Source organism: Nocardioides sp. YIM B13467 (assembly GCF_042788075.1).
GTDB lineage: Bacteria > Actinomycetota > Actinomycetes > Propionibacteriales > Nocardioidaceae > Nocardioides.
The window spans coordinates 47,467-68,796 of sequence record NZ_JBHZPJ010000046.1 but is presented as its reverse complement, the minus strand read 5'-3'; the positions used below and the strand labels follow the sequence as shown (position 1 = coordinate 68,796).

Annotated in this window: 18 protein-coding genes and 1 riboswitch; of the genes, 8 read left to right on the top strand and 10 right to left on the bottom strand. The window is 69.7% G+C overall.

Going from position 1 to position 21,330, the window contains the following annotated elements:
• Nucleotides 1-77 precede the first annotated feature (77 nt).
• Genes ACFX43_RS07660 through ACFX43_RS07630 form a run of 7 tightly spaced genes read left to right on the top strand, consistent with a single transcriptional unit; the run spans nucleotide 78 to nucleotide 5,565 of the window.
• Complete coding sequence (locus tag ACFX43_RS07660; RefSeq protein WP_378819015.1) at nucleotides 78-380, top strand: hypothetical protein; 303 nt, start codon at nucleotides 78-80, stop codon at nucleotides 378-380.
• A complete protein-coding gene (locus ACFX43_RS07655; RefSeq protein ID WP_378819013.1) occupies nucleotides 380-1,429 on the top strand; it encodes a hypothetical protein in 1,050 nt (349 codons plus the stop codon). The genes ACFX43_RS07660 and ACFX43_RS07655 overlap by 1 nt, the downstream gene beginning before the upstream one ends.
• On the top strand, nucleotides 1,426-1,923 hold the full coding sequence (locus ACFX43_RS07650) for a DUF4919 domain-containing protein (protein ID WP_378819010.1): 498 nt from the start codon (nucleotides 1,426-1,428) through the stop codon (nucleotides 1,921-1,923). The genes ACFX43_RS07655 and ACFX43_RS07650 overlap by 4 nt, the downstream gene beginning before the upstream one ends.
• On the top strand, nucleotides 1,923-2,993 hold the full coding sequence (locus tag ACFX43_RS07645; RefSeq protein WP_378819008.1) for a hypothetical protein: 1,071 nt from the start codon (nucleotides 1,923-1,925) through the stop codon (nucleotides 2,991-2,993). The genes ACFX43_RS07650 and ACFX43_RS07645 overlap by 1 nt, the downstream gene beginning before the upstream one ends.
• On the top strand, nucleotides 2,990-3,487 hold the full coding sequence (locus tag ACFX43_RS07640; RefSeq protein WP_378819005.1) for a DUF4919 domain-containing protein: 498 nt from the start codon (nucleotides 2,990-2,992) through the stop codon (nucleotides 3,485-3,487). Before ACFX43_RS07645 ends, ACFX43_RS07640 begins: the two co-directional genes overlap by 4 nt.
• Nucleotides 3,488-3,508: 21 nt before the next feature.
• A complete protein-coding gene (locus ACFX43_RS07635) occupies nucleotides 3,509-4,564 on the top strand; it encodes a WD40 repeat domain-containing protein (RefSeq protein ID WP_378818998.1) in 1,056 nt (351 codons plus the stop codon).
• Nucleotides 4,565-4,620: 56 nt separating this feature from the next.
• A complete protein-coding gene (locus ACFX43_RS07630) occupies nucleotides 4,621-5,565 on the top strand; it encodes a hypothetical protein (protein ID WP_378818995.1) in 945 nt (314 codons plus the stop codon).
• Here the strand turns inward: ACFX43_RS07630 and ACFX43_RS07625 are convergent.
• Complete coding sequence (locus tag ACFX43_RS07625; protein WP_378818993.1) at nucleotides 5,550-7,409, bottom strand: AMP-dependent synthetase/ligase; 1,860 nt, start codon at nucleotides 7,407-7,409, stop codon at nucleotides 5,550-5,552. The two genes, ACFX43_RS07630 and ACFX43_RS07625, sit on opposite strands and share 16 nt — an antisense overlap.
• A 310-nt stretch (nucleotides 7,410-7,719) precedes the next feature.
• Between ACFX43_RS07625 and rpsT the strand changes: the two genes are divergently transcribed.
• A complete protein-coding gene (rpsT, locus tag ACFX43_RS07620) occupies nucleotides 7,720-7,980 on the top strand; it encodes a 30S ribosomal protein S20 (RefSeq protein ID WP_091048431.1) in 261 nt (86 codons plus the stop codon).
• Nucleotides 7,981-8,170: 190 nt separating this feature from the next.
• Here rpsT and holA read toward each other — a convergent pair whose 3' ends face one another.
• The 9 genes from holA to ACFX43_RS07575 form a co-directional block, all read right to left on the bottom strand.
• On the bottom strand, nucleotides 8,171-9,154 hold the full coding sequence (gene holA, locus ACFX43_RS07615) for a DNA polymerase III subunit delta (RefSeq protein ID WP_378818991.1): 984 nt from the start codon (nucleotides 9,152-9,154) through the stop codon (nucleotides 8,171-8,173).
• A 29-nt stretch (nucleotides 9,155-9,183) separates the two neighbouring features.
• Nucleotides 9,184-11,469, bottom strand: a complete 2,286-nt coding sequence (locus ACFX43_RS07610; RefSeq protein ID WP_378818988.1) for a ComEC/Rec2 family competence protein — start codon at nucleotides 11,467-11,469, stop codon at nucleotides 9,184-9,186.
• The gene (locus ACFX43_RS07605; protein WP_378818985.1) at nucleotides 11,466-12,356 is read right to left on the bottom strand and encodes a helix-hairpin-helix domain-containing protein; all 891 of its coding nucleotides are present in this window, start codon (nucleotides 12,354-12,356) and stop codon (nucleotides 11,466-11,468) included. Before ACFX43_RS07605 ends, ACFX43_RS07610 begins: the two co-directional genes overlap by 4 nt.
• Nucleotides 12,357-12,471: 115 nt before the next feature.
• Nucleotides 12,472-13,332, bottom strand: a complete 861-nt coding sequence (locus tag ACFX43_RS07600; RefSeq protein WP_378818983.1) for a DegV family protein — start codon at nucleotides 13,330-13,332, stop codon at nucleotides 12,472-12,474.
• Nucleotides 13,333-13,383: 51 nt separating this feature from the next.
• Nucleotides 13,384-15,867, bottom strand: a complete 2,484-nt coding sequence (gene leuS / locus ACFX43_RS07595; protein WP_378818981.1) for a leucine--tRNA ligase — start codon at nucleotides 15,865-15,867, stop codon at nucleotides 13,384-13,386.
• A 507-nt stretch (nucleotides 15,868-16,374) separates the two neighbouring features.
• Nucleotides 16,375-17,418, bottom strand: coding sequence for a biotin/lipoate A/B protein ligase family protein (locus ACFX43_RS07590; protein ID WP_378818978.1), 1,044 nt, complete (start codon nucleotides 17,416-17,418; stop codon nucleotides 16,375-16,377).
• A 49-nt stretch (nucleotides 17,419-17,467) separates the two neighbouring features.
• A complete protein-coding gene (locus tag ACFX43_RS07585) occupies nucleotides 17,468-18,787 on the bottom strand; it encodes an aminotransferase class V-fold PLP-dependent enzyme (RefSeq protein WP_378818976.1) in 1,320 nt (439 codons plus the stop codon).
• Nucleotides 18,788-18,830: 43 nt separating this feature from the next.
• Nucleotides 18,831-18,944: riboswitch (SAM riboswitch) on the bottom strand.
• Nucleotides 18,945-19,028: 84 nt separating this feature from the next.
• Complete coding sequence (locus ACFX43_RS07580; protein ID WP_378818973.1) at nucleotides 19,029-20,642, bottom strand: CocE/NonD family hydrolase; 1,614 nt, start codon at nucleotides 20,640-20,642, stop codon at nucleotides 19,029-19,031.
• Nucleotides 20,639-21,262 (bottom strand): TetR-like C-terminal domain-containing protein, encoded by a 624-nt coding sequence (locus ACFX43_RS07575; RefSeq protein WP_378818971.1) that lies wholly within the window; start codon nucleotides 21,260-21,262, stop codon nucleotides 20,639-20,641. The genes ACFX43_RS07580 and ACFX43_RS07575 overlap by 4 nt, the downstream gene beginning before the upstream one ends.
• Between the last annotated feature and the right edge of the window lie 68 nt (nucleotides 21,263-21,330).

Below are 21,330 nucleotides of genomic sequence, written 5' to 3'. Positions count from 1 at the left end.
TCTGCGGGCTAGGGCGTGTCTCTGCGAAGACACGCCCTAGCCGTCTCCCGTTCCGGGCCCAGGAGGACCAGCAGACCATGAGCGAAATTCATGTCGTCCCCAAGGACATGAAGACATCCATCGGCATCGCCACGGACGCCGAGAGCGCCGTACGCAAAGCCGATTCCGCCGGCTATCTGAGCAAGGCGGGCGCTGCGGTCCCAGGAGCGGAGTCGGTCGGCTACATGTCCGATCTCGGCACCCGCTGGACCGATGAGACCAAGGCCGCGGCCGACAGCTCCCAGAAGCTCGCCGCGGAGATGCAGAAGGCTCTCGACGAGTTCGAGGCCGCCGACAAGGCCGCCGGCGAAAAGGGCGGAAAGGTCATGGGCCCGAACTGATGGCGATCACGTTCGGCCAGGTCAAGACCTGGAAGGCGGCACCACTGGGTGACGCCGGCGACGGCCTCAAGGCCGACCTCCGCAACCTGGAGACCAGCCGCGACGAGCTCGAGGCCAACGGCGTGGCCAAGTCCTGGACCGGCGTCGCCGCCGACGCCGCCCGCAGCCACCGCGACACCCTCGTGGCCCAGCTGAGCAGCCACATCACGGGCAAGCAGCAGATGCAGAAGGCGCTCTACGCCGCGGAGCCGCAGGTCGAGGCCATCGAGCGTCTCGTCCAGGGCATCCTGGACCGGGCCAAGACCAACGAGTTCACCGTCGGTGACGACGGCTCGGTGACCAGCACCGCCACGCCGCCGACGTTCAAGAGCCGTTTCGAGGCCGAGGAGTGGAGCAGCAGCCGCCAGTTCGTCGCCCAGGAGATCGCCGACGACATCACCGACGCCCTTGCCAAGGCTGCCGGCGTCGACGTGATCCTCAGCGACGGCATCCCGACCGGCACGGTCCAGTCCCTCGACGACACCCGCGAGCAGCGCGGGACGGCCTCCCCGGAGGTCGCCGAGCGGTGGGCTCAGCTCACCGACGCCGAGCGCAAGGCGATCATCGACCAGAAGATCGAAGAGCTCGCCAAGGAGTACGGGGTCGACGTCGAGGACATCATCTGGGACGACACCATCTCCGGCAACGGGTCCTGGAGCGAGGACGAGAAGGCCGTACGCCTCAACCCGGACAGGCTCAGCGATCCCGACCTCCTGCACACCGTGGCCCACGAGATGCGTCACGCCCGGCAGTACGAGGCGATCGAGGACAACAACGACTTCCAGTTCTGGTGGGAGGACGACCCCTTCGACGCGCACGAGGAGGACGGCATCACCGAGGAGCAGGCCGAGGAGTGGGAGGAGAACTTCGACGACTACAAGAGCCCTGACCAGGACTTCGACGCCTACTACAACCAGCCCGTCGAGGCCGACGCCCGCAAGTCCGGTCGCGAATATCTCGACAACCTGACCGCCGCTGAGCTCGACCGTCTCCTGAAGGAGTCGAAATGACGACGTACGCCGATCTGGTCACCGCCTACCTCGACGACCCCGGCCCCGAGACGCTGGCGCCGCTGCGCCGCGCGGTTCGCAACTCCGCCAACTTCACCGTCGACCTCGACCTCAGCGCCGTCGACAAGCTGCTCGACGAGGGCGCCTACGCCGAGGCCGCGACCGCGCTGCGGGCACTCATGCCCGGGGCGATCTTCAGCCCGTCCGCCCACCTGCGCCTGGCGACCGCCCTGGAGCGCTCCGGTGAGGAGCGCTCAGCCGCTCGCGAGCGCCAGGTCGCCAGCGCCGCCCTGCGGAGCATCCGTGCGACCGGCGACGGCACCCAGGAGCATCCCTGGACCGTGCTGCGGATCAACGACGAGTACGACCTGCTCCGCGCCCTGAAGAAGGTCCCCGGCCGCCAGGATCTCCTGGAGGCCGACGGGCGGCGTATCGACCGCCACACCTGCACCGACGGGACCCTCGTTCACTTCGACGCGACCGCTCTCGTCTGATGGCGATCACGTTCGGCCAGGTCAAGACCTGGAAGGCGGCACCACTGGGTGACGCCGGCGACAGCCTCAAGGCCGACCTCCGCAAGCTGGAGACCAGCCGCGACGAGCTCGAGGCCAACGGTGTGGCCAAGTCGTGGACCGGGATGGCCGCCGACGCCGCCCGAGGGCATCGCGACGGCCTGGTCAAGAACCTCAGCAGCCACATCACCGCCAAGCAGGAGATGCAGAAGGCGCTCTACACCGCCGAGCCCGAGGTCGAGGCGATCGAGCGTCTCGTCCAGGGCATCCTCGACCGGGCCAAGACCAACGAGTTCACCGTCAGCGACGACGGCACGGTGACCAGCACCGCCACGCCGCCGACGTTCAAGAGCCGTTTCGAGGCCGAGGAGTGGGGCAACAGCCGTCAGAACGTCGCCCAGGAGATCGCCGACGAGATCGAGAAGGCCCTCGCCAAGGCCGTCGGCGTCGACGCGATCCTCGCCCGCGGCCTGCCGACCGGCATCGACGAGCAGGGCGACGAGTACGGCAAGATCGACCCGGCCATCGCGGAGAAGTGGGAGACGCTCAGCATCGAGGAGCGCAAGGCCGTGCTCGAGGAGATGGTCAAGAAGATCGCCGAGGAGAGCGGCGTCGACATGCCCACCATCGACTGGGACGCCCTGGAGAACGACACCTGGGACGACAACAGCATCACCTACGGCTACTGGAGCGACGAAGAGCCCACGATGGCGCTCAACCCCAACGTGCTCGACGACCCCGGCCAGCTGATCAACACCGTCGCCCACGAGGTCCGTCACGGTCGCCAGCACGAGGCCATCGACGACAAGAACGACTGGCAGTTCTGGTGGGAGGACGACCCCTTCGACGAGCACAAGGAAGACGGGATCAGCGAGGAGCAGGCCGAGGAGTGGGAGGAGAACTTCGACGACTACAAGAGCACCGACAACGGTGACTCCTTCGACGAGTACTACAACCAGCCCGTCGAGACCGACGCTCGCAACTCCGGCCGTGACTACCTGAACAACCTCACCGAGGAGGAGTTCAACCGCATCCTCGAGGAGTCCCGATGACGACGTACGCCGACCTGGTCTCGGCCTACCTCGACGACCCCGGCCCCGAGACCCTCGGACCGCTTCGCCGCGCTGTCCGCGGCTCGGCCAACTTCACCCCCGACCTCGACCTCGACTCGGCCGACAGGCTGCTCGCCGAGGGGTCGTACGCAGCGGCCGCCGCCGAGCTGCGGCGGGTCATGCCGGGGGCGATCTTCAGCCCCTCGGCCCACCTGCGGATGGCTACCGCGCTGGAGCAGTCCGGCGACGGACGGGCCGCCGCCCGCGAGCGGCAGGTCGCCGGTGCCGCGCTGCGCAGCATCCGCTCCACCGGCGACGGCAGCGAGCAACATCCGTGGTCGGTGCTGCGTATCAACGACGAGTACGACATGCTCCGAGCCCTCGACAAGGTCCGGGACCGCCAGGACCTCGTCGAGACCGGAGGCCGTCGACTCGACCGCCTCACCTGCACCGACGGCACCGTCGCCTACTTCGACGTGTCCTCGTTCGCCTGACCGATCTCTCCAGAAGGACCGATGAAACCCCGAACGTACGTCCTCAGCGTCCCGCTCATCGGCGTGCTCGCCGCCGCGCTCCTGGCCGGGTGCGCAAGCGACCCCGACCAGGACGGCTGCGACATCTCCGCGCTCGGGACGTCCGGCGGCTCGATCAGCCTGGCCGCTGCGGTCATGCCGTCGCGGCTCGACGCCGGCTCGCTGGTCACCGACCCCGAGGGGAAGTACGTCGTGGCCAGCTGCACCGACGGCACCTGCCGCTGGAGCGCCGCCGGTGGTGCGTACGAGACGATCTCCGAGACCGGCTACAGCGCCATCAGCCCCGACCTGACCCTCGTGGCGAGGAAGGTCGGCTGCTCGGACATCGCGCTGGTCGAGGTGGACGGCGACAAGCAGGTCCAGCGGCTCGAGGGCCTGCCGAACCCGAAGGTCACCGACGCGAGCCCGGTCGGCGAGATCGCGTTCAGCCCCGACGGCCGGCTCGTGGCCGGCGCCGGGCTCGAGGGCGACCTGATCATCTGGTCGGTCGAGGACGGCGACGCGGTGGCGAGCACCGATCTCGACAACGGCGTCGGATCGATCTCGTTCAGCCCCGACAGCAAGCAGGTGGCGGTTGCCTCCGGCGACAGCGTCTCGATCCTCGAGGCCGAATCGGGCGACGAGATCGGCACCCTCGCGGCCACGAACGGCGCCGACCCGGTCTGGAGCCCGGACGGCCGCTGGATCGGCGGCGTCACCACCGAGGGCTACCCCACGCTCTGGGACGCCAAGACGCTCGAGGCCGCCGAGACGCTACCCGGTCACCCGGTCGCCGCCGTCGCCTTCTCCCCCGACTCTCGCTCGCTGGCCGCCACCGACGACTCCGACGAGGCCCGGTTGATCCTGTGGGCACCCAAGGCGCTGGGCGGTCCGGGCGAGTCCCGCGACGTCACGAAGTCCGCGACGCCGAGCTCGAACGTGATCTTCAGCCCTGACGGGAAGACCCTCTACACCGCGTCGGCCGAGGAAGGCGTCGCCGCCTGGGACGTCGCCACCGGCAAGCCCGCCGCACAGCTCGACCAGCCGCCGATGTCCTGACTGCCCGTGCCGTGGTGCGCTGGCGCATCATGGCCGGCGTACACAAAGATGTGGTCGTGAGCGCGATCCCGACGAACATCCCGCACGGGCAGACCGCCCGCCGCCTGGAGTGGGCCCACCTGCCGCCGTTCCTGCGGTCCTCGATCGAGAAGCGGCTCGGCGGTGGGCCAGTGGTCTCGGCGGAGTCGCACGGGGCGGGGTTCACGCCTGGGTTCGCCTCGGTGCTGACCTGCCAGGACGGCTCCCAGCACTTCGTGAAGGCGGCCTCCGCCAAGGCGCAACGCGACTCCGCGGCGCTCTACCGGGAGGAGGCGGCGAAGCTGAAGAAACTCGCCGGCTGGGTCCCCGCCCCCAAGCTGAGGTGGTTCGACGACGGCGAGTGGGTCGTCCTGGCCTTCGAGCACATCGAGTCGCGGCTGCCGTCGCGGCCCTGGACTCCCTCGGACCTCGAGATCGTCTCGCAGGCGCTGGTCGAGACCGCTGCCGCGCTCACCCCGGCCCCAGGCATCGGCTGGCCGACCTTCGCCGAGGAGCACGCCTCCTACCCCGCCCTGTGGGACCGGGTCGCCGGTTACCCGCACGCCGACCGGGCGGCCGAGCTCGCCGCCGGGTTCGCGGAGCACACCGCCGGCGAGACGCTGGTTCACCTGGACGTACGCGACGACACCGTCCTCATCCGCCCCGACGGTGGCGTCCTGCTGGTCGAGTGGACCTGGTCGGTCCTCGGCGCCGACTGGATCGACTCGCTCCTGCTGCTGGTCGGGCCGCGGGGCGACGGCCTCGACGCCGAGTCGTTCCTGGCCGGGCATCCGCTGCTGTCGCAGGCCGCACCGGAGGCCATCGACTCCGTACTGGCTCTTTTCGCCGGCTACTTCCTGGCCGCAGCCGACCAGCCGGTCAAGACGACCTCGCCCCACCTCCGCAGGATGCAGCGGTGGCAGGGCGAGGTGTGTCTGGACTGGCTGGCAGAGCGCCGAGGCTGGGATCAGGACCCGGCGTAGAACGCGTCGATCCGCGCCTGCTCCTTCGCCTCGACGACGTTGCGCTTCACCTTCAGCGACGGGGTCAGCTCACCGCTCTCGACGGTCAGATCGTGCTCGAGGATCTCCCACTTCTTGATGGTCTCCCAGCGGTTGAGGCCCGCGTTGAGCTCGTCGACGTAGCCGCCGATCAGCTCGCGCACCTGCGGCGAGGTGACGATCTCCTCGTAGGACTTCCCCTCCAGGCCGTGGGAGGCGCCCCAGGCGGTGATCGACTCGGGGTCGAGGGCGATCAGAGCGCTGACGAAGTTGCGGTTGGCACCGAAGACCAGGAACTGGCTGGTGTAGGGGCACAGCGCGGCGAACTTCGACTCGATCGCCGGCGGCGCGACGTACTTCCCGCCCGAGGTCTTGAAGAGCTCCTTGATCCGGCCGGTGATGGTGATGTAGCCCTCCTCGTCGATCGAGGCCTTGTCACCGGTGTGGTACCAGCCCTCGGCGTCGAGCGCCTTGGCGGTCTCCTCGGGCAGGTTGTGGTAGCCCGGCATCACGTGCGGGCCGCGGATGAGCAGCTCGTCGTTCTCGCCGATCTTCACCTCGCTGCCCGGGAACGCCTTGCCGACGGTGCCGAGCTTGTTCTCCTGCAGAGTGCCGACCGACGCGCCTGCGGCGTTCTCGGTCGAGCCGTAGCCCTCCATGATCAGGATCCCCGCGGCCCGGAACCACTCGGCGATCTCGCGGTTGAGCGGGGCCGAGCCGGAGATGAAGAACCGTACGCGGCCACCGAACCGGTCACGCACCTTGCTGAGCACCAGCTTGTCGAGCACGGCGTGCTTGAGCGCGATCGACATCGGCACGGACTTGCCCTCGCGCAGCAGCCGGTCGCGGGCGATGCCGTTGGCGAAGGCGGCGTCGAAGAGCTTCTTCTTCACACCACCGTCGTTCTCGACCATCATCGTGATCCTGGCGTGCACCTTCTCGAAGATGCGCGGGGCGGCGCCCATGAAGGTCGGCTTCACGATCGCCAGGTTGTCGACGATCTTGTCCATCCGGCCGTCGATCGCGGTCGGGAAGCCGCAGGCGATCTGGACCGAGAGCAGCACCTTGCCGAAGACGTGCGACATCGGCAGCCACAGGAACTGCAGGTCGTCGGGGCCGAGCACGTCGCCCTTGGCCCGGAACACCTCGCCCTCGTAGACCCAGGCGCGGTGGAGCAGGCGTACGCCCTTCGGCCGGCCCGTGGTGCCGGAGGTGTAGACCAGCGTGGCCAGGTGTTCCGGGGTGATCTTGGCCGCGGTCTCCTCGATCAGGTCCGGGTGGTCGGCGAGGTACTTGTCGCCGATGGCGGCCAGGTCGTCCAGGCCGATGACCCGCTCGCCGTCGGTCTCGCCGTCGAAGGTGATCACCTTGACGATCTCGGGCAGGTCGGCGGCCCTCTCGGCGATCTTGGCGAGCTGACCGTCGTCCTCGGCGAAGACGAAGCGGCACTCGGCGTCACCGAGGATGTAGGCGGTGTCGTCGACGTTGGTCGTCGGGTAGACCGTCGTGGTGGCGCCGCCGGCGAGCATCACCGCGAGGTCGGCGATGATCCACTCGTAGCGCGTGGTCGAGGCGATGCCGACCCGCTGCTCGAGCTCGAGGCCGAGCGAGACGAGGCCCGCGGCGAGCCGGCTGGCCAGGTCGCTGGCCTCCTTCCAGGTCAGCGACTTCCACTCCTCTCCGCCTGCCTCGGTCGTCGAGCCGACCACGGGATAGCGGAAAGCTTCCGCGTTCGGGGTCGCCTTGACCCGGTTGAGGAAGTGAATGGCGAAGTTCGCCGGCATCTCGTCGAGGAATGCGAGATCGATCGCGGACTGGGTCGGCATGATTCTCCTGGCCTGCAGTGTGTGCGTGGGGGGTGAACGGTGGGCGGTTAGCACGAGAGGGACCGCGCGGGGGACCCTAGACGCTGGAGCCGAGCCGCAACAGGGGGTTCCGCCGGAAATCTCGTGACCGAGATCACCACAGCCTACCCCGGAGTAGCTACGTGAGGTACGGCGATTTGAGGCCAAACGACGCGAGTCTGTAATCTTGACCGCAAGCGTGTTCGCGTAGGCCTCTCCCCTCTCATTTCCCCGAGGGGCCGGATTGAGAGCTCGCACCACCACACGTCGAAGCACTGGAGATCATTCACCCATGGCGAACATCAAGTCGCAGATCAAGCGCAACAAGCAGAACGAGAAGGCGCACGAGCGCAACAAGGCCGTCAAGAGCGAGCTCAAGACCGTCATCCGCAAGTTCCACGCCGCCGCCGAGGCCGGCGAGAAGGACGCTGCGGTCGAGACCGCCAAGGTCGCCACCAAGAAGCTCGACAAGGCCGTCTCCAAGGGCGTCATCCACAAGAACCAGGCCGCCAACCGCAAGTCGGCGATCGCCAAGAAGGCTTCCTCCCTCTGAGGTAAGCCCTACCGAAGCCCCCGTCCTCCGCGACGGGGGCTTCGTTCATTTGCCGAGAAGTCGCCCCCGTCGACCGAGGCGTCACGCGCGCTGGCCGAGAGGTCACATACGTCGGCCGAGTGGGCACTGTGCTGCCATCTCGCCCGACGCACCTGACGCCTCGGCCGACCGGGGTGACGCGTCGGGAGGGTCAGCGCTGGCGGAGGGCGGCGATGGTGAGGACGAGGCGCTCGAGCGTGTACGCCGGGTCGCTGGCGGCGCCCTTGAGGTCGGCGTCGGCTCGGGCGACCGAGCGGAGGGCCTCGCCGATGCCTTCGCGGGACCAGCCGCGGGCGAGGCCGGCGATGGACTTCTGCTTCCAGGGCGGGGTGCCGCTGTCGCGGATGCCGGCGACGTGGTTGGCGACGGTGCGCAGCTGGCCGGCCACGGCGGAGAGGACGTAGACCGGGGAGGAGCCGGTGTCGAGGGCCCAGCGGATCTCCTCGAGGGCCTTGACCCGGTCGCCGGAGATGATCGCATCGGCGATCACGTAGTTCTTCACCTCGGCGCGGCCACCGAAGTATTGCTTCACGTGCTCCAGGCCGAGCCGCTTCGCCTCGTTGTCGGAGGCGAGCTGGCTGGCCGCCGCCGACAGGGCGCGGAGATCCTGACCGACCGCCTGGATCAGGAAGTCGGCGCCCTCCTCGTCGATACTCCCGCCGTGCAGCCGCACCTCGGCCTTCACGAAGCTGCCGAACTCACGCGCCTTCAGCTCCACCGACTTGTGCTCGGTCACCTTCGGGAGCTTGCGGAGCTTGGCGAGCGTGCCGCTGCCCTTCTGCCCACCTCCGTGGACGAGTACGAGTGCGACCTCCTCCGCGGGCATCCCGGCATAGGCCACCAGGCCCTCTACCGACTCGTCCGGCAGGTTCTCGAGGTTTCGGACGACGACGCACCTGATGCTCGAGAAGAGAGACGGCGCGCTCAGTTCGCCGAGCGTGGCCAGGGCCAGCTCAGCAGCAGTTGCCTCGGAGACCTCAGCCTCGGGGTCGTAGGCCTTCACCGCGGCCTTCGCAGCCGCGACCGTACGCTCCCCCAGGAACTCCTCCTTGCCGGTCACCAGCGTCACCCGACCCAGGACGTCGGAGGCCGAGAGGTTGCCGGTCGGGCTCGGGGCGGAGGCGGTGCGTGCCATGCCCAAACCCTCCCACACGGCACCGACACTTATCGCGTCACCACGGCGGCCTCACCTCCCGACTCGACGACCGCGACCGAGCCGTCGCGGTCGGTGCGGTAGACCTTGGTGCCGCTCTCCTCGAGCCCCTGGACCGTGGCCGTGGCGGGATGGCCGTAGTCGTTGCCGGCGCCGACGGAGGTGAGCGCGACCTGCGCCCGCAGCGTACGCAGCCAGTCGAGGTCCTGATAGCGCGAGCCGTGGTGGGGCACCTTGAGCACGTCGATGTCGAGCTCGGCAAGGTCGTCGGCGAGCTGGTCCTGTCCCTCCGGCTCGATGTCGCCGGTCAGCAGCAGGCGCAGGCCGCGGGACTCGACGAGGAGGACGACGCTCGCGTCGTTGGCGGTGGAGCCGTCCCCGGGGCCGCGGGTGTCGGACTCGCCCGTCGGCCAGAGCACCTGGATCCGCACCTCACCGATGGTGGTCGTGGCTGCGTAGGGAGCTGGAACCGGCACCACCCCGGCCGCGCCGGCGGTCTCCCCGAGGACCCGTACGCCCTCGGGCGGGTCCTGGAGGCGCGAGGTCCACAGCTCACCGACCCGGCGGCCGGCGAAGACGCCCTCGACGCCGTTGACGTGGTCGGCGTGGAAGTGGGTGATCACGGCGAGCGGAACGTCCTCGATCTCGAGGCGGTCGAGACAGTCGTCGACGAGATCCGGATCGGGGCCGGCGTCCACGACGACGGCACTCCCCGTCCCGGTGCGCACCACCAGGGCGTCTCCCTGTCCCACGTCGCACATCACGAGCACCCAACCCGGTGGAGGCCAGCCAGGGCTCGGCAGCCGCACCAGCGCGACCGCGAGCAGCACCAGGCATCCGGCCACCCCGGTGATCGGATGCCGCAGGATGCGAGGAGCCAGGAAGGCGATCGCGGCACAGACGACCACGAGCACCGCCAGGGCCAGCGGCCCGGTCGCCCAGCCGACCTCCGCGGTCGGCAGCCCGGCACCGAAGCGGGCCACCGCGATGATCCAGGCGACGCACCAGGTCGCGATCGTGCCCGCGACCATGCCGAGCGGATCCCACACCAGCCCGAGGAGACCTCCCAGGAGACCGAGCACCGTCGCGGGTGCGACGGCGGGCTCGACGAGCAGGTTCGCGAGCACCGCGACGAGACTGACCTGGCCCGAGATGGCGGCGACCACCGGAGTGCAGGCGAGCTGCGCCGCTGCCGGGACTGCGATCGCCTCCGCGCACCACTGCGGCATCCAACGCCTCAGAGCGTCGCGCCATGGTGGCCCGAAGAGCAGGATGCCGGCCGTGGCCAGGACCGAGAGTGTGAACCCGATCGAGGTCGCCAACCCGGGGTCGATCAGCAGCAGCCCGATCACCGCCGCGCCGAGCCCGCGCAGCGCTCGCTGGCGCCCGTTGTGCGTCATCGCAAGCAGTCCGACCGCGCCCATCGCGGCGGCCCGCACCACACTCGGCTCGGTGCGGGCGAGCACGATGAACCCGAGGATGCCGAGCACCCCGACGGCGTACAGCCCTCTCCCCCGCACCCCGGCCCAACGGGCCACGATCAGCAGGAACCCGACCACCAGGGTCAGGTTGGTGCCCGAGACCGCGAGGAGGTGCGTGAGCCCGGTCGTGCGGAAGTCGTCGGCGAGGTCGTCGGAGAGGCCGGTGTCGTCACCATCGACCAGCGCCGGGACCAGCGCTGCCTGGTCCGGTGGCCGGTGTGCGACCGCATCCCGGATCGAGGCGCGCAGCGTCTCAGAGGCTCGCCACCAGATCCCCGGACCGGCGACGACTCGCGGCGGACCGGCGATCAGCAGCGCGGACTCCTCGTGCGAGTTGCTCTTCCCCAGCCGTCCGGTCGTCGTCACCGTCGCCCCCAGCGGGATGTCCGCCCAGGCGTCGTCGCCGAGCACGACCACCGGCGTACGCAACCGGTAGAGCACCCCTCGGCCCCTGATCTCCCGCACGCTGGCGCGCCGGAGCTGGTACGTCCCATGCTGACCCGTCACCTCCTTCGGGTCGGTGGTGACGGTGGCGACCACGCGCACCTGCGCCTTGCGCGCGGCCAGGTCCGCCACCGGGTTGTCGCTGACCCGGGCGGCGTGCAGCCCCGCGACGACGGCGGTCCCGGCGACCATCAGCAACAACGCCAGCGCCGTCGGGCGGCGCTTCCGAACGGCCCATCCGCCGCCGATGCCGAGGACCGCGGCGAGGAGCACGAGCAGAACCACCCCGGACCGTCCTCCGGCCACCACCGGCCCGGCCAACGCCCCCGCCCACGCACCGGCCCCGAGGAGCGGCAGCCGCAGGTCGTTCACAACGTGACCAGCGGAGCCAGCGAGTCATAGGTCTTCGGACCGATCCCGTCCACCTCGAGCAGCTCGTCGACGGAGGTGAACGCGCCGTTGGTGGTGCGCCAGTCGATGATCGCCTGCGCCGTCACCGGCCCCACCCCGGGCAGCGTCTCCAGCTCCTCCATGGAGGCGGCGTTGAGGCTCACTCCCGCTCCCGAGGCCCCGGCGGCCGGACCACCGGAGCCGGTCACCGCAGCTCCCACTCCCCCGTTGGGCGCGCCCACCACGATCTGCTGACCGTCGCTGAGCAGAGCGGCGAGGTTGAGCCCGGCGAGCTGCTTGTGGGAGGCCCCACCGGCGGCCTCGACGGCATCCACCACCCGCGAGCCGACCGGCAGGACCACGATGCCCGGCTTGGGCACCTTGCCCTCCACGTCGACCGTCACCGTTCCGGCCGACGCCCCGCCCGATGGCACCGCGGTCGTGCTCCCGGGCGCCACCGAGTCGGTCGGCAGCGCGACCAGCGGGGAGGCCGAGGGCGAGGCTCGGGCGGCCGGCACCACCTCCGGGTCGGCGCGGATCATCCACCAGCAGGCCACCGCCAACCCGGCGACCAGCACCAGCGAGACCACGACGAGATGCCAAGGACCGAGGCTCACCCGCCCACGCAGCGGCTCGGGCAGCACCGCATCAGGCGAGATCACGACCTGACGCCGAGACGCGTGGCGCCCCGGGACCGGCACCAACGGATCCAGCTCCGCGGTGTCGGTCGCTCTCGGCCCGTCCCACCACGGCGGCTGCCAGTCCTCCTCGCCCTCGTCCTCCTCCCCCGGCGGGTCGAGCTCGGCGCGCAGCTGCTCCAGTCGCCGGGCGACGGCATCGGAGTGATCAGAGGTCGGTCGGGTCCGCATGACGCCGAAGCTATGCGCCCGCGCCGACACTTCCGAGCGCGTTCTCAACGCCTGTGGACAACCCGATCCTCAACCGTCCCTGTGGACGGTAACCGGCCCAAGAACGGGCCCAGAATCAGAGCTTGGGCCCCACGACGACCGCCACACACCCCGGTCCGACATGCGCACCGAGCACCGCGCCCAGCACCCCGACGCGTACGTCGCCGTTGATCTTGCCGTTCAGCTCGGCGCAGAGCCCCTCGGTCATCGCGGCCGCCCGGTCAGCACTGCCCAGGTGAGCGACGACGATCTCGACGGCGTCGGCATCCTCACCCGCCTCGACCCCGAGCGCCTGCAGCCGCGCGATCGCCCGCTCGGCCGTACGCACCCGCTCGTGCGGCACGACCCGCCCGTCCTCGATCGTGAGCAGCGGCTTGACCGCCAGCGCCGTCCCGAGCAGGGCAGCAGCGGCTCCGATCCGCCCGCCCCGGCGCAGGTACTCGAGCGTGTCGACGTAGAAGTAGGAACGCGTCGCTGCGACCCGCGCCAGCGCGGCCTCGCGCGCCTCGGCAGCGCTCCCGCCGCGTCCGGCCACCGCCGCGGCGGCCATCACGGCGAACCCGACCGCGGGTCCGACAACCCGCGTGTCCACGGTGGTCACCGGCACCGGAGCCTCCCGCGCCGCGAGCATCGAGGACTCGCACGTCGCGCTCAGCTCCGCGGAGAGGTGGATGGAGACGATCTCCTCGAAGCCCTGCGCCGCGAGCTTTTCGTAGACCTCCGCCAGCAGCGCCGGCGAGGGCCTCGAGGTCGTCACCGTCTTGTGCGCCGCCAACGCCGTCAGCAGCGCTTCGGGCGACGTCTCCTCCACCCCGTCGTCGTACGACGTCCCATCCACGATCACCTGCAACGGCACCGATGTGATCAGCTCCGCGGCATCCCCGAGATCGGATGGAAGCATCGCGGTCGAGTCGGTCACGATCGCTACCCGGGCCATGTCAGAAGCCTACAGATCGACCCGTCGCCTCGACAGCGTGAGCCGAGCCGATCAGACGACGATGTTGACGAGCTTCGGCGCGCGGACGATGACCTTGCGCACCGTCTGACCCTCGATCGCGGCCGCGATCGCCGGGTCGGCCAGCGCCGCAGCCTCCAGGTCGGCCTCGGAGATCGAGGGCGAGACCTCCAGGCGCGCACGCACCTTGCCCTTGATCTGCACGACGGCGGTCACGGAGTCCTCCACGAGCAGGTGGGGCTCAACCGTCGGCCACGCGACCCGCGCAACCGTCGGCTCGTGCCCCAGGCGCTCCCACATCTCCTCGGCGGTGTAGGGCGCGACCAGCGAGAGCAGGATCGCGACCGTCTCCGCGGCCTCACGTACGGCGGGGTCGGCAGGACCGACGCCGGAGTCGATCGCCTTCCGGGTCGCATTGACCAGCTCCATCACCCGAGCCACCACCACGTTGAACCGGTAGGACTCGATCAGCTGCTCGGCCTCGGCGACGGTCTTGTGAGTCGTACGCCGCAGCGCGACGTCCCCACCGGAGACGTCGACACCCGGGGAGGACGTCACGTCCCCGGCCAGGCGCCAGGCCCGCTGCAGGAACTTCACCGAACCCGCCGGCGAGACGTCGGCCCAGTCGATGTTGTCCTCCGGCGGGGAGGCGAAGACCAGGGTCAGCCGGGTCGCGTCGACACCGAACTCCTCCAGCACGTCCGACAGGTTCACACCGTTGCCCAGCGACTTCGACATCTTCTTGCCGCCGTTGATGACCTTGCCCTGGGACAGGTAGGACGTGAACGGCTCGTCCCAGTCGATCAGGCCGATGTCGCGCAGCGCCTTGGTGAAGAACCGCGAGTACAGCAGGTGCAGCACCGCGTGCTCGTCGCCGCCCAGGTAGAAGTCGACCGGACCCCACTCGCGGGCCAGCTCGGAGGAGAAGGCCTGGGTCTCGTCGGTCGGCGACAGGTAGCGCAGGAAGTACCACGACGAGTCCACGAAGGTGTCCATCGTGTCCGAGTCGCGCGTCGCGGGCCCACCACACTTCGGGCAGGTCACGTTGACCCACTCCGAGGCCGCGGCCAGCGGCGAGACGCCCTTCGGCTTCAGGTCAGCGCCAGCCAGATCGGGCAGCTGCACCGGCAGCTGGGCCTCGGGCACCGGCACCTCGCCGTCGACCGGGCAGTGGATGATCGGGATCGGCGCGCCCCAGTAGCGCTGCCGCGACAGCAGCCAGTCACGCAGCCGGTAGTTGATCGTGCCCTTGCCGTGGCCCTCGGCCTCCAGCTTCTCGATGATCTTGTGGATGCCGCTCGCCTTGTCGGCGACGCCCTCCAGCTCCGGCGAGTTCACGTACGCACCGTCACCCGCGGTCGCGACGTACGTCTCCTCGGGGTTCTCCGCACCCGGCACGTCCACCACGCGGCGCACCGGCAGCGAGAACGCCTTGGCGAAGTCCAGGTCGCGCTGGTCGTGGGCCGGGACGGCCATCACGGCGCCGGTGCCGTAGTCGGCCAGCACGTAGTCGGCCGCCCACACCGGGATCTGCTCGCCGTTGACGGGGTTGGTCGCGGTGACGCCCAGGTCGACACCGGTCTTGGGACGGTCGGTCGCCAGCCGGTCGATGTCGGAGGCCTTGCGTACGTCCTCCAGGTAGCCCTCCAGCGCAGCAGCCTGCTCCGGGGCCACGATCTCCTTGGCCAGGTCGGCGTCGGCGGCGACGACCATGAAGGTCGCGCCGTACAGCGTGTCGGGACGGGTCGTGAAGACGGTGACCGACTTCTTGGTGCCGTCCGTCAGCGAGATCTCGAAGTCGACGTGCGCGCCCTCGGACCGGCCGATCCAGTTGCGCTGCATGTTGACGACCTTGCCGATCCAGGTGTCCTGCAGCTGGTCCAGGCCGTTGTAGAGCTCCTCGGCGTAGGCCGTGGTCTTGAAGTACCACTGCGTCAGGTCACGCTTGGTGACCACCGCGCCGCAGCGCTCGCACTCGCCGTTGACGACCTGCTCGTTGGCCAGCACGGTCTGGTCGTTGGGGCACCAGTTGACCGGCGACTTCTTGCGGTAGGCCAGGCCGGCCTCGTACAGCTTCAGGAAGATCCACTGCGTCCACTTGTAGTACTCCGGGTCGGAGGTGTGCAGACGGCGCGACCAGTCGAAGGAGATGCCGTAGCGCTTGAACGACTCCGCCTGGGTCTCGATGTTGGCGTAGGTCCAGCCGGCGGGGTTCTCGTTGCGCTTGATCGCGGCGTTCTCGGCGGGCAGGCCGAAGGAGTCCCAGCCGATCGGGTTCAGGACGTCGAAGCCCTTCAGCCACCAGTAGCGGGCGATCACGTCGTGCAGCGCGGTCACCTCGGCGTGGCCCATGTGCAGGTCGCCGGAGGGGTAGGGGAACATCGTGAGCGCGTAGCGCTTCTCGGCCCCTTCTCGCTGACCCGCCTTGAACGGCTCCAGCTTCTCCCAGATAGGGCGCCACTTGTCCTGCAGCTCGGTGACGTCGTACGTCGTCTGCTCGGCCTGCTCCTGCGTCATTGGTCTTTCGTCCTTGTCGAGTGTCGTGCGTCAAGACTGCTTCTGGAACAAAGCTCCATGAATGAAAAAGGGCCCCCACATGGAGGGCTAGCCGCGTGACCGGGGTGTGTCCCTCAGGGTCAGCGCGGCTGCCTAAGAAGCAGGACAGACATCTGCATGTGTCAAGGGTAGCCGACCATGGCGGCCACCGTCATTCGCGACCCCGTCCGCGAGCATGGCCTGCCTGGGTCAGAGGACCCGGAAAGTACGGTCCAAATCCTCTGGTCTAGTACTTTCCATAGTCCATGTGTTCCGCCCTGCAGATCGACCGACAGAAAATAGGCTCGGAGGGGCGTTCACCTATTGCGAGGGCCCATCTGAGCGTGCCAGACTGGCGGCGCTCCGCTGCTCGTGATGTCGGTCGTGAATGAGGACCCCCCCATCTCATCCAAGGAACGCTCCGAGCAGCGGAGTCCAAATCTTTGAGGCCCGGCGACGCAGTCGCCGGGCCTCAGAACGATTTCGAGACTACGGCACTCGGTTGATCCATTCCCGCGTGCCGTGCTTGCTCTCGACCAAGGCCGCGGCCTCGTCGATCGTGGCCCGGTCGAGGCCGAGGTACGCCGCCCCGAAGCTCTGCTCGAACTCCGCCAGCAGGGCGTTGATGACCTTCTCGCGGCTCAGCCCGGTCTGGGAACGGATCGGGTCGACGCGCTTGGCGGCGCTCCGGGTGCCCTTGTCGGACATCTTCTCCCGGCCGATCCGGAGCACCTCGAGCATCTTGTCGGCGTCGATGTCGTAGGCCATCGTGACGTGGTGCAGGACGCCGCCGGGGATCCGCTTCTGCGCGGCGCCGGCGATCTTGCCGACCGGCGAGGCGATGTCGTTGAGACCGGCGTAGGCGGCCTCGATGCCGACGCTGCGCAGGCCGCGCAGCACCCACTCGTCGAGGAAGGCGTACGACTCCTGGAAGGACATGCCGGCCACGAGCGTGTCGGGGACGGCGAGGCTGTAGGTGATCGTGTTGCCCGGCTCGATGAACATGGCGCCGCCACCCGAGACGCGGCGTACGACCTCGATGCCGTGACGCTCGGCGGCGGCCTCGTCGACCTCGTTGGAGATCGACTGGTAGCTGCCGATCACGACCGCGCTGCTGGCCCAGTCCCAGAACCTCAGGTTGGGGGCGCGGCGACCCTCGGCGACCTGGCGGACGATGACCTCGTCGAGCGCCATCTGCATCCGCGGCGCCAGCGGCCCGGTCTCGACGATCTCGAGGTCGAGGTCGTCCCAAGTCGTGGCCCGGCCCAGCGCCCTCAGCACCGTCAGGGCGACGTCGCGGGTGCCGAAGCCGACCAGCTCGGCGTCACGGGCGGAGACGTCGAGAACCGCGGTCAGCTGGTCGAGGGAGACGTCGACGGGCTGTCCCTCCAGCGCCTCGGTCAGCCAGCCCAGCGCCTCGTCGGGCTCCAGGAAGAAGTCGCCCGAGAGGACGACGTCGATGATCGTGTCAGCGGAGACTGTCGCGTCGACGACGACCAGCTTGCCGCCGCGAACCTTCCGCTCTCCATGCACTCTTTCGCTCACAATTCCTCAACGCCGTGAGCGCCCCGAATCATCCCCGCTAGACGGCCGCTCCGCACGAGCCGGCGGTGTCGGCCAGGCGGGTCAGACCGGCCGGTCCGACGAGCGGGCGCGGGTCCTCGGCGAGCGTCCAGGCCCCGTCGACGAGGACGTAGTCGCCCCGGACGTCACCCGCGAGAAGAGAACGTACGCCGGCCACCAGCCGGTCCACGTCGGCGGCCGAGGTGCCGATCCCGATGCTCGCGCGGACCGCGCCGCCGGTGAGCCCGAGGCGCTTGAGGAGCGGCTGGGCGCAGAACCGGCCGTCGCGTACGCCCAGACCGTGCTCGGCGGAGAGGTAGGCCGCGACCCGACCAGGCTCGATGCCGTCGACCGTGAACGTCACCACGCCGACGGGCTCCTCGGAGTCGGGCCACAAGCGCAGCACATCGACACCCTCCAGCGCGGACAGGCCGGCCACGAGGCGCCCCCTCAGTGACGCCTCGTGGCGGTCCAGCTCGGCGGGCTCGAGGCCGCCGAGAGTCGTACAGGCAGCGGCCAGCGCGGCGGCGCCGATGACGTTGGGCGAGCCGCCCTCGTGGCGTGCGGGGGCGGGCTGCCAGGTGGTCTCCCCCACCTCAACGTCGTCGACGGCGCCTCCCCCAGCGAGATAGGGGGTGCCGACGTCGAGCCAGTCGCGGCGCCCGACCAGGGCGCCGGCGCCGTAGGGGGCGTAGAGCTTGTGGCCGGAGAGGACGACGTAGTCGGCGCCGGTCGCGGCCAGCGAGAAGTGACGGTGGGCGAGCAGCTGGGCGCCGTCGACGAGGACCCGGGCGCCGTGGGCGTGCGCCAGGGTGACGATCTCAGCGACCGGCAGCGCCTCGCCGGTGACGTTGGAGGCGCCGGTGATCGCGACCAGGGCGAAGCTGTCCCGGTCCAGCTCGCCGGCGAGGGCGTCGATGGTGCCGGCGAGGGTGTCGCCGCCGGCGACCACGGTCACACCGGCCTCGACGCGGCGCCACGGGAGCAGGTTGGCGTGGTGCTCGATGTCGAGTACGAGCACCCGGCCCGGTACGCAGCCGGCCAGCAGGTTCACCGAGTCGGTGGTGTTGCGAGTGATGACGGTGACGTCGTCCTCGCGGGCGCCGACATAGGCGCCGATCGTCGCGCGCGACTCCTCGTAGAGGGCGGTCGAGACCTGGGACAGGTAGCCGGCGCCGCGATGCACCGAGGCATACCAGGGCAGGACCTCGGCCACCCGGTCGACCACGCTCTGCAGGGCCGGCGCCGACGCGGCGACATCGAGGTTGGCGTACGTCGTGGTCGTTCCGTCCAGCAGCGGGACCTGCGTGTTCGAGCCGACGAGCGGAAGCAGGGACATGGGGGCACCCTTCGGGTCATGGCTCCCCAGGGCTACCCGGCGAAGCACGCGCTTGCCCGCGCCACCTCGGCGAGGGCCTGGTCGTCACCCGGAGCACCCCACCGCGTGGGAGGGTTGCCCGCCAGCAAGCCGGGGCTTCGCGCTGGCAGTCGTGACCTTCGCCGATGATGGTGCCGGAGACGGAGAGCGCCCCGCAAGGCGTACGTCTCGAACAATGGACGCTTGTCCTACATATTGGATGCTACGTGGTCGAAACGGCGCGAACCGGCAGGATCAGCGCCGAAGGATGCCCTGGATCGTGGTGGACCGTCTGGTCGGCAGCCAGGAGCGTCGTGGCGGTGGCGAGCGGCTCCCCGGTCCCGGGATTACGGGCGTAGCGCGGGAACGCGCCGCTGGAGACCTGCACACGGATCCGGTGGCCGCGCTTGAACCGGTGCGCCGTGGGCCAGAGCCGCACGGTCGCGCAGGTGAGCTCATCGGCGCTCGTCAGACTGGTGAGTCCGTCGCAGACATTGTGGGAGCGTCCCTCTTCGTCGACATCGCAGAGCCGCACGAAGACGTCGGCGTACGCCAGGCTCGACCGGAACCAGATCTCGGCACTCACCTCGCCGACGACCTCGACGTCCTCGTCGAGCACCGTTGTGGTGTAGGTCAGCACGTCGGACCGGGCCTCCACGGCACCGTTGTCGACGCGGCCGCCGCTGCTGATGCTGATGCCCCCGGCCGCCGGGGTCGGATCGGCCGGGTCGTAGTGATAGCTGTCGGGATCCGAGTCGTCCGGGGCGCTCACCGACAGACCGCCATCACTCTGGAGGTGGAAGTGCTGCGGCTCATAGCCCTTCGGCGGCCAGGACTCGAAGTCGCGCCAGGCGTCCTCGCCCATCACGAACAGCCGCACCGGCGCCCGATCGGCCGGCTCCTCGCCGCGCGCGTACGCCAGGCCGAAGTCGACCGCTTCGGCTGCTCCAGGAATCGTCAGGTCCACATGGGTCCAGGGCCCGACGGTGAGCCGGGCCGGCTTGTCGGCGTCCTGAAGAATCGCGAAGTCCCGCAGCTGACCCGGGAGGAAGACGTCGTACCAGCCGCCGATGGAACTGACCGGGACACGCGTGCCGGCGACCCGATGGCGGTGGTCGATGCCGTCCCAGTGCGGATCGTCGGCATCATGGGCGAGAACGTCCTGGATGTACTGCGAACGCCGGCCCGTGGCCGCGACGTCCATGTCCTGCAGGGGCAGCACGTGCAGGGCAGCGGCAGTCTTCTTGGTCTGGGCGTTCCTGCGGAACATCGCGAAGGGGCGCTCCTGGGTGGCGACCAGCGCGCCCCACTCGAGCGGCAACTCCAGCGAACGACCGTCGGCGCGCATGAACTCACTCGTCAGCGCCGACTCGGTGACCACCGGGATCATGGCCTTGACCTGCGGCGGCAGGCTGTCGGCAACCGCCCACTGCACATAGCCCAGGTAGCTGATGCCGACCAGCACCATGGAGTCGCCGAACCACGGCTGCTCGATCACCCAGTCCAACGTGTCCAGGCCGTCCTCGCGCTCCTGGAGCATGGGATCCATGACGCCACCGGAGCCGAAGCCGCCGCGGACGCTCTGGATCAGCACCTGGTACCCGCGCTCGGCGAGCGGGCGGGCCATGATCGCGCCGAAGAAGCCAGAGCGGCCGTACGGACACCGGATGAGCGCGGTCGGCAGGCCCTCCGCGCCGCCCTTCGGCGTCCAGCGATCGGCCAGCAGCTCCACGCCGTCGCGCATCGGCACGCTCAGGTCACGGTCGACGACGACCCGCCGCGTCAGCGGCTCGGGAAGCTTCATCTGGCGCTGGATGATGTGGCTGACCAGGCTCATCGGTCGGTCTCCTTCTCGGAAGCAGCGGTTCGGCGCAACGCGCCGGTGATGACGCCGAGCAGTCCGATGAGGCGGTCGGCGAGGTCCTCGGGGTCGAGCGGGTCGTCCGCGTCGGTCACCCAGGCGTTGACGACGGTCGCCCCGCCGCCGGTGACGAAGACCGCCAGGTCATCGAGCTGCTGCGGGTCGTACTCCTCGGCGAACTGCGCATCGATGGCACGTCGGTTGACCGGGATGATCAGGCCGCTGAGTGCCTTGGTCAGCGCGTAGGCGCTGGAGCTGTTGAGCATCGCCCGGTAGAAGACGCGATGCTCGGCGAAGTGCCGAGTCAGGGCCAGCGCTCGCTCGCGCCCTTCCGGTGACGCCACGTCCGCGAAACGTGGCAGCAGCTCTGTCCTGGCCAGGTCGAGCGCGGCTTCGAGCAGCAGGGCGTCGCGATCGCCGAAGTGCTGGTACACCAGCTGCCGACTCACGTCCGCCGCCGCCGCGATGTCGGAGATCGGAATCGCCGCCGTGCCCCGTTCGGTGACCAGCGCGATTGCGGCCTGGATCAGTGCCGCCCGCGAACGCCGGACGCGACGATCCTTGGCTGGGGTGGCCGCGGCCAGCTCGAACTCCATGGGCGTGATCCTAGACACCCGTTAATAAATGCACAAGTGTCGCGAAACGCCTGAGGCGTACGCCTCAA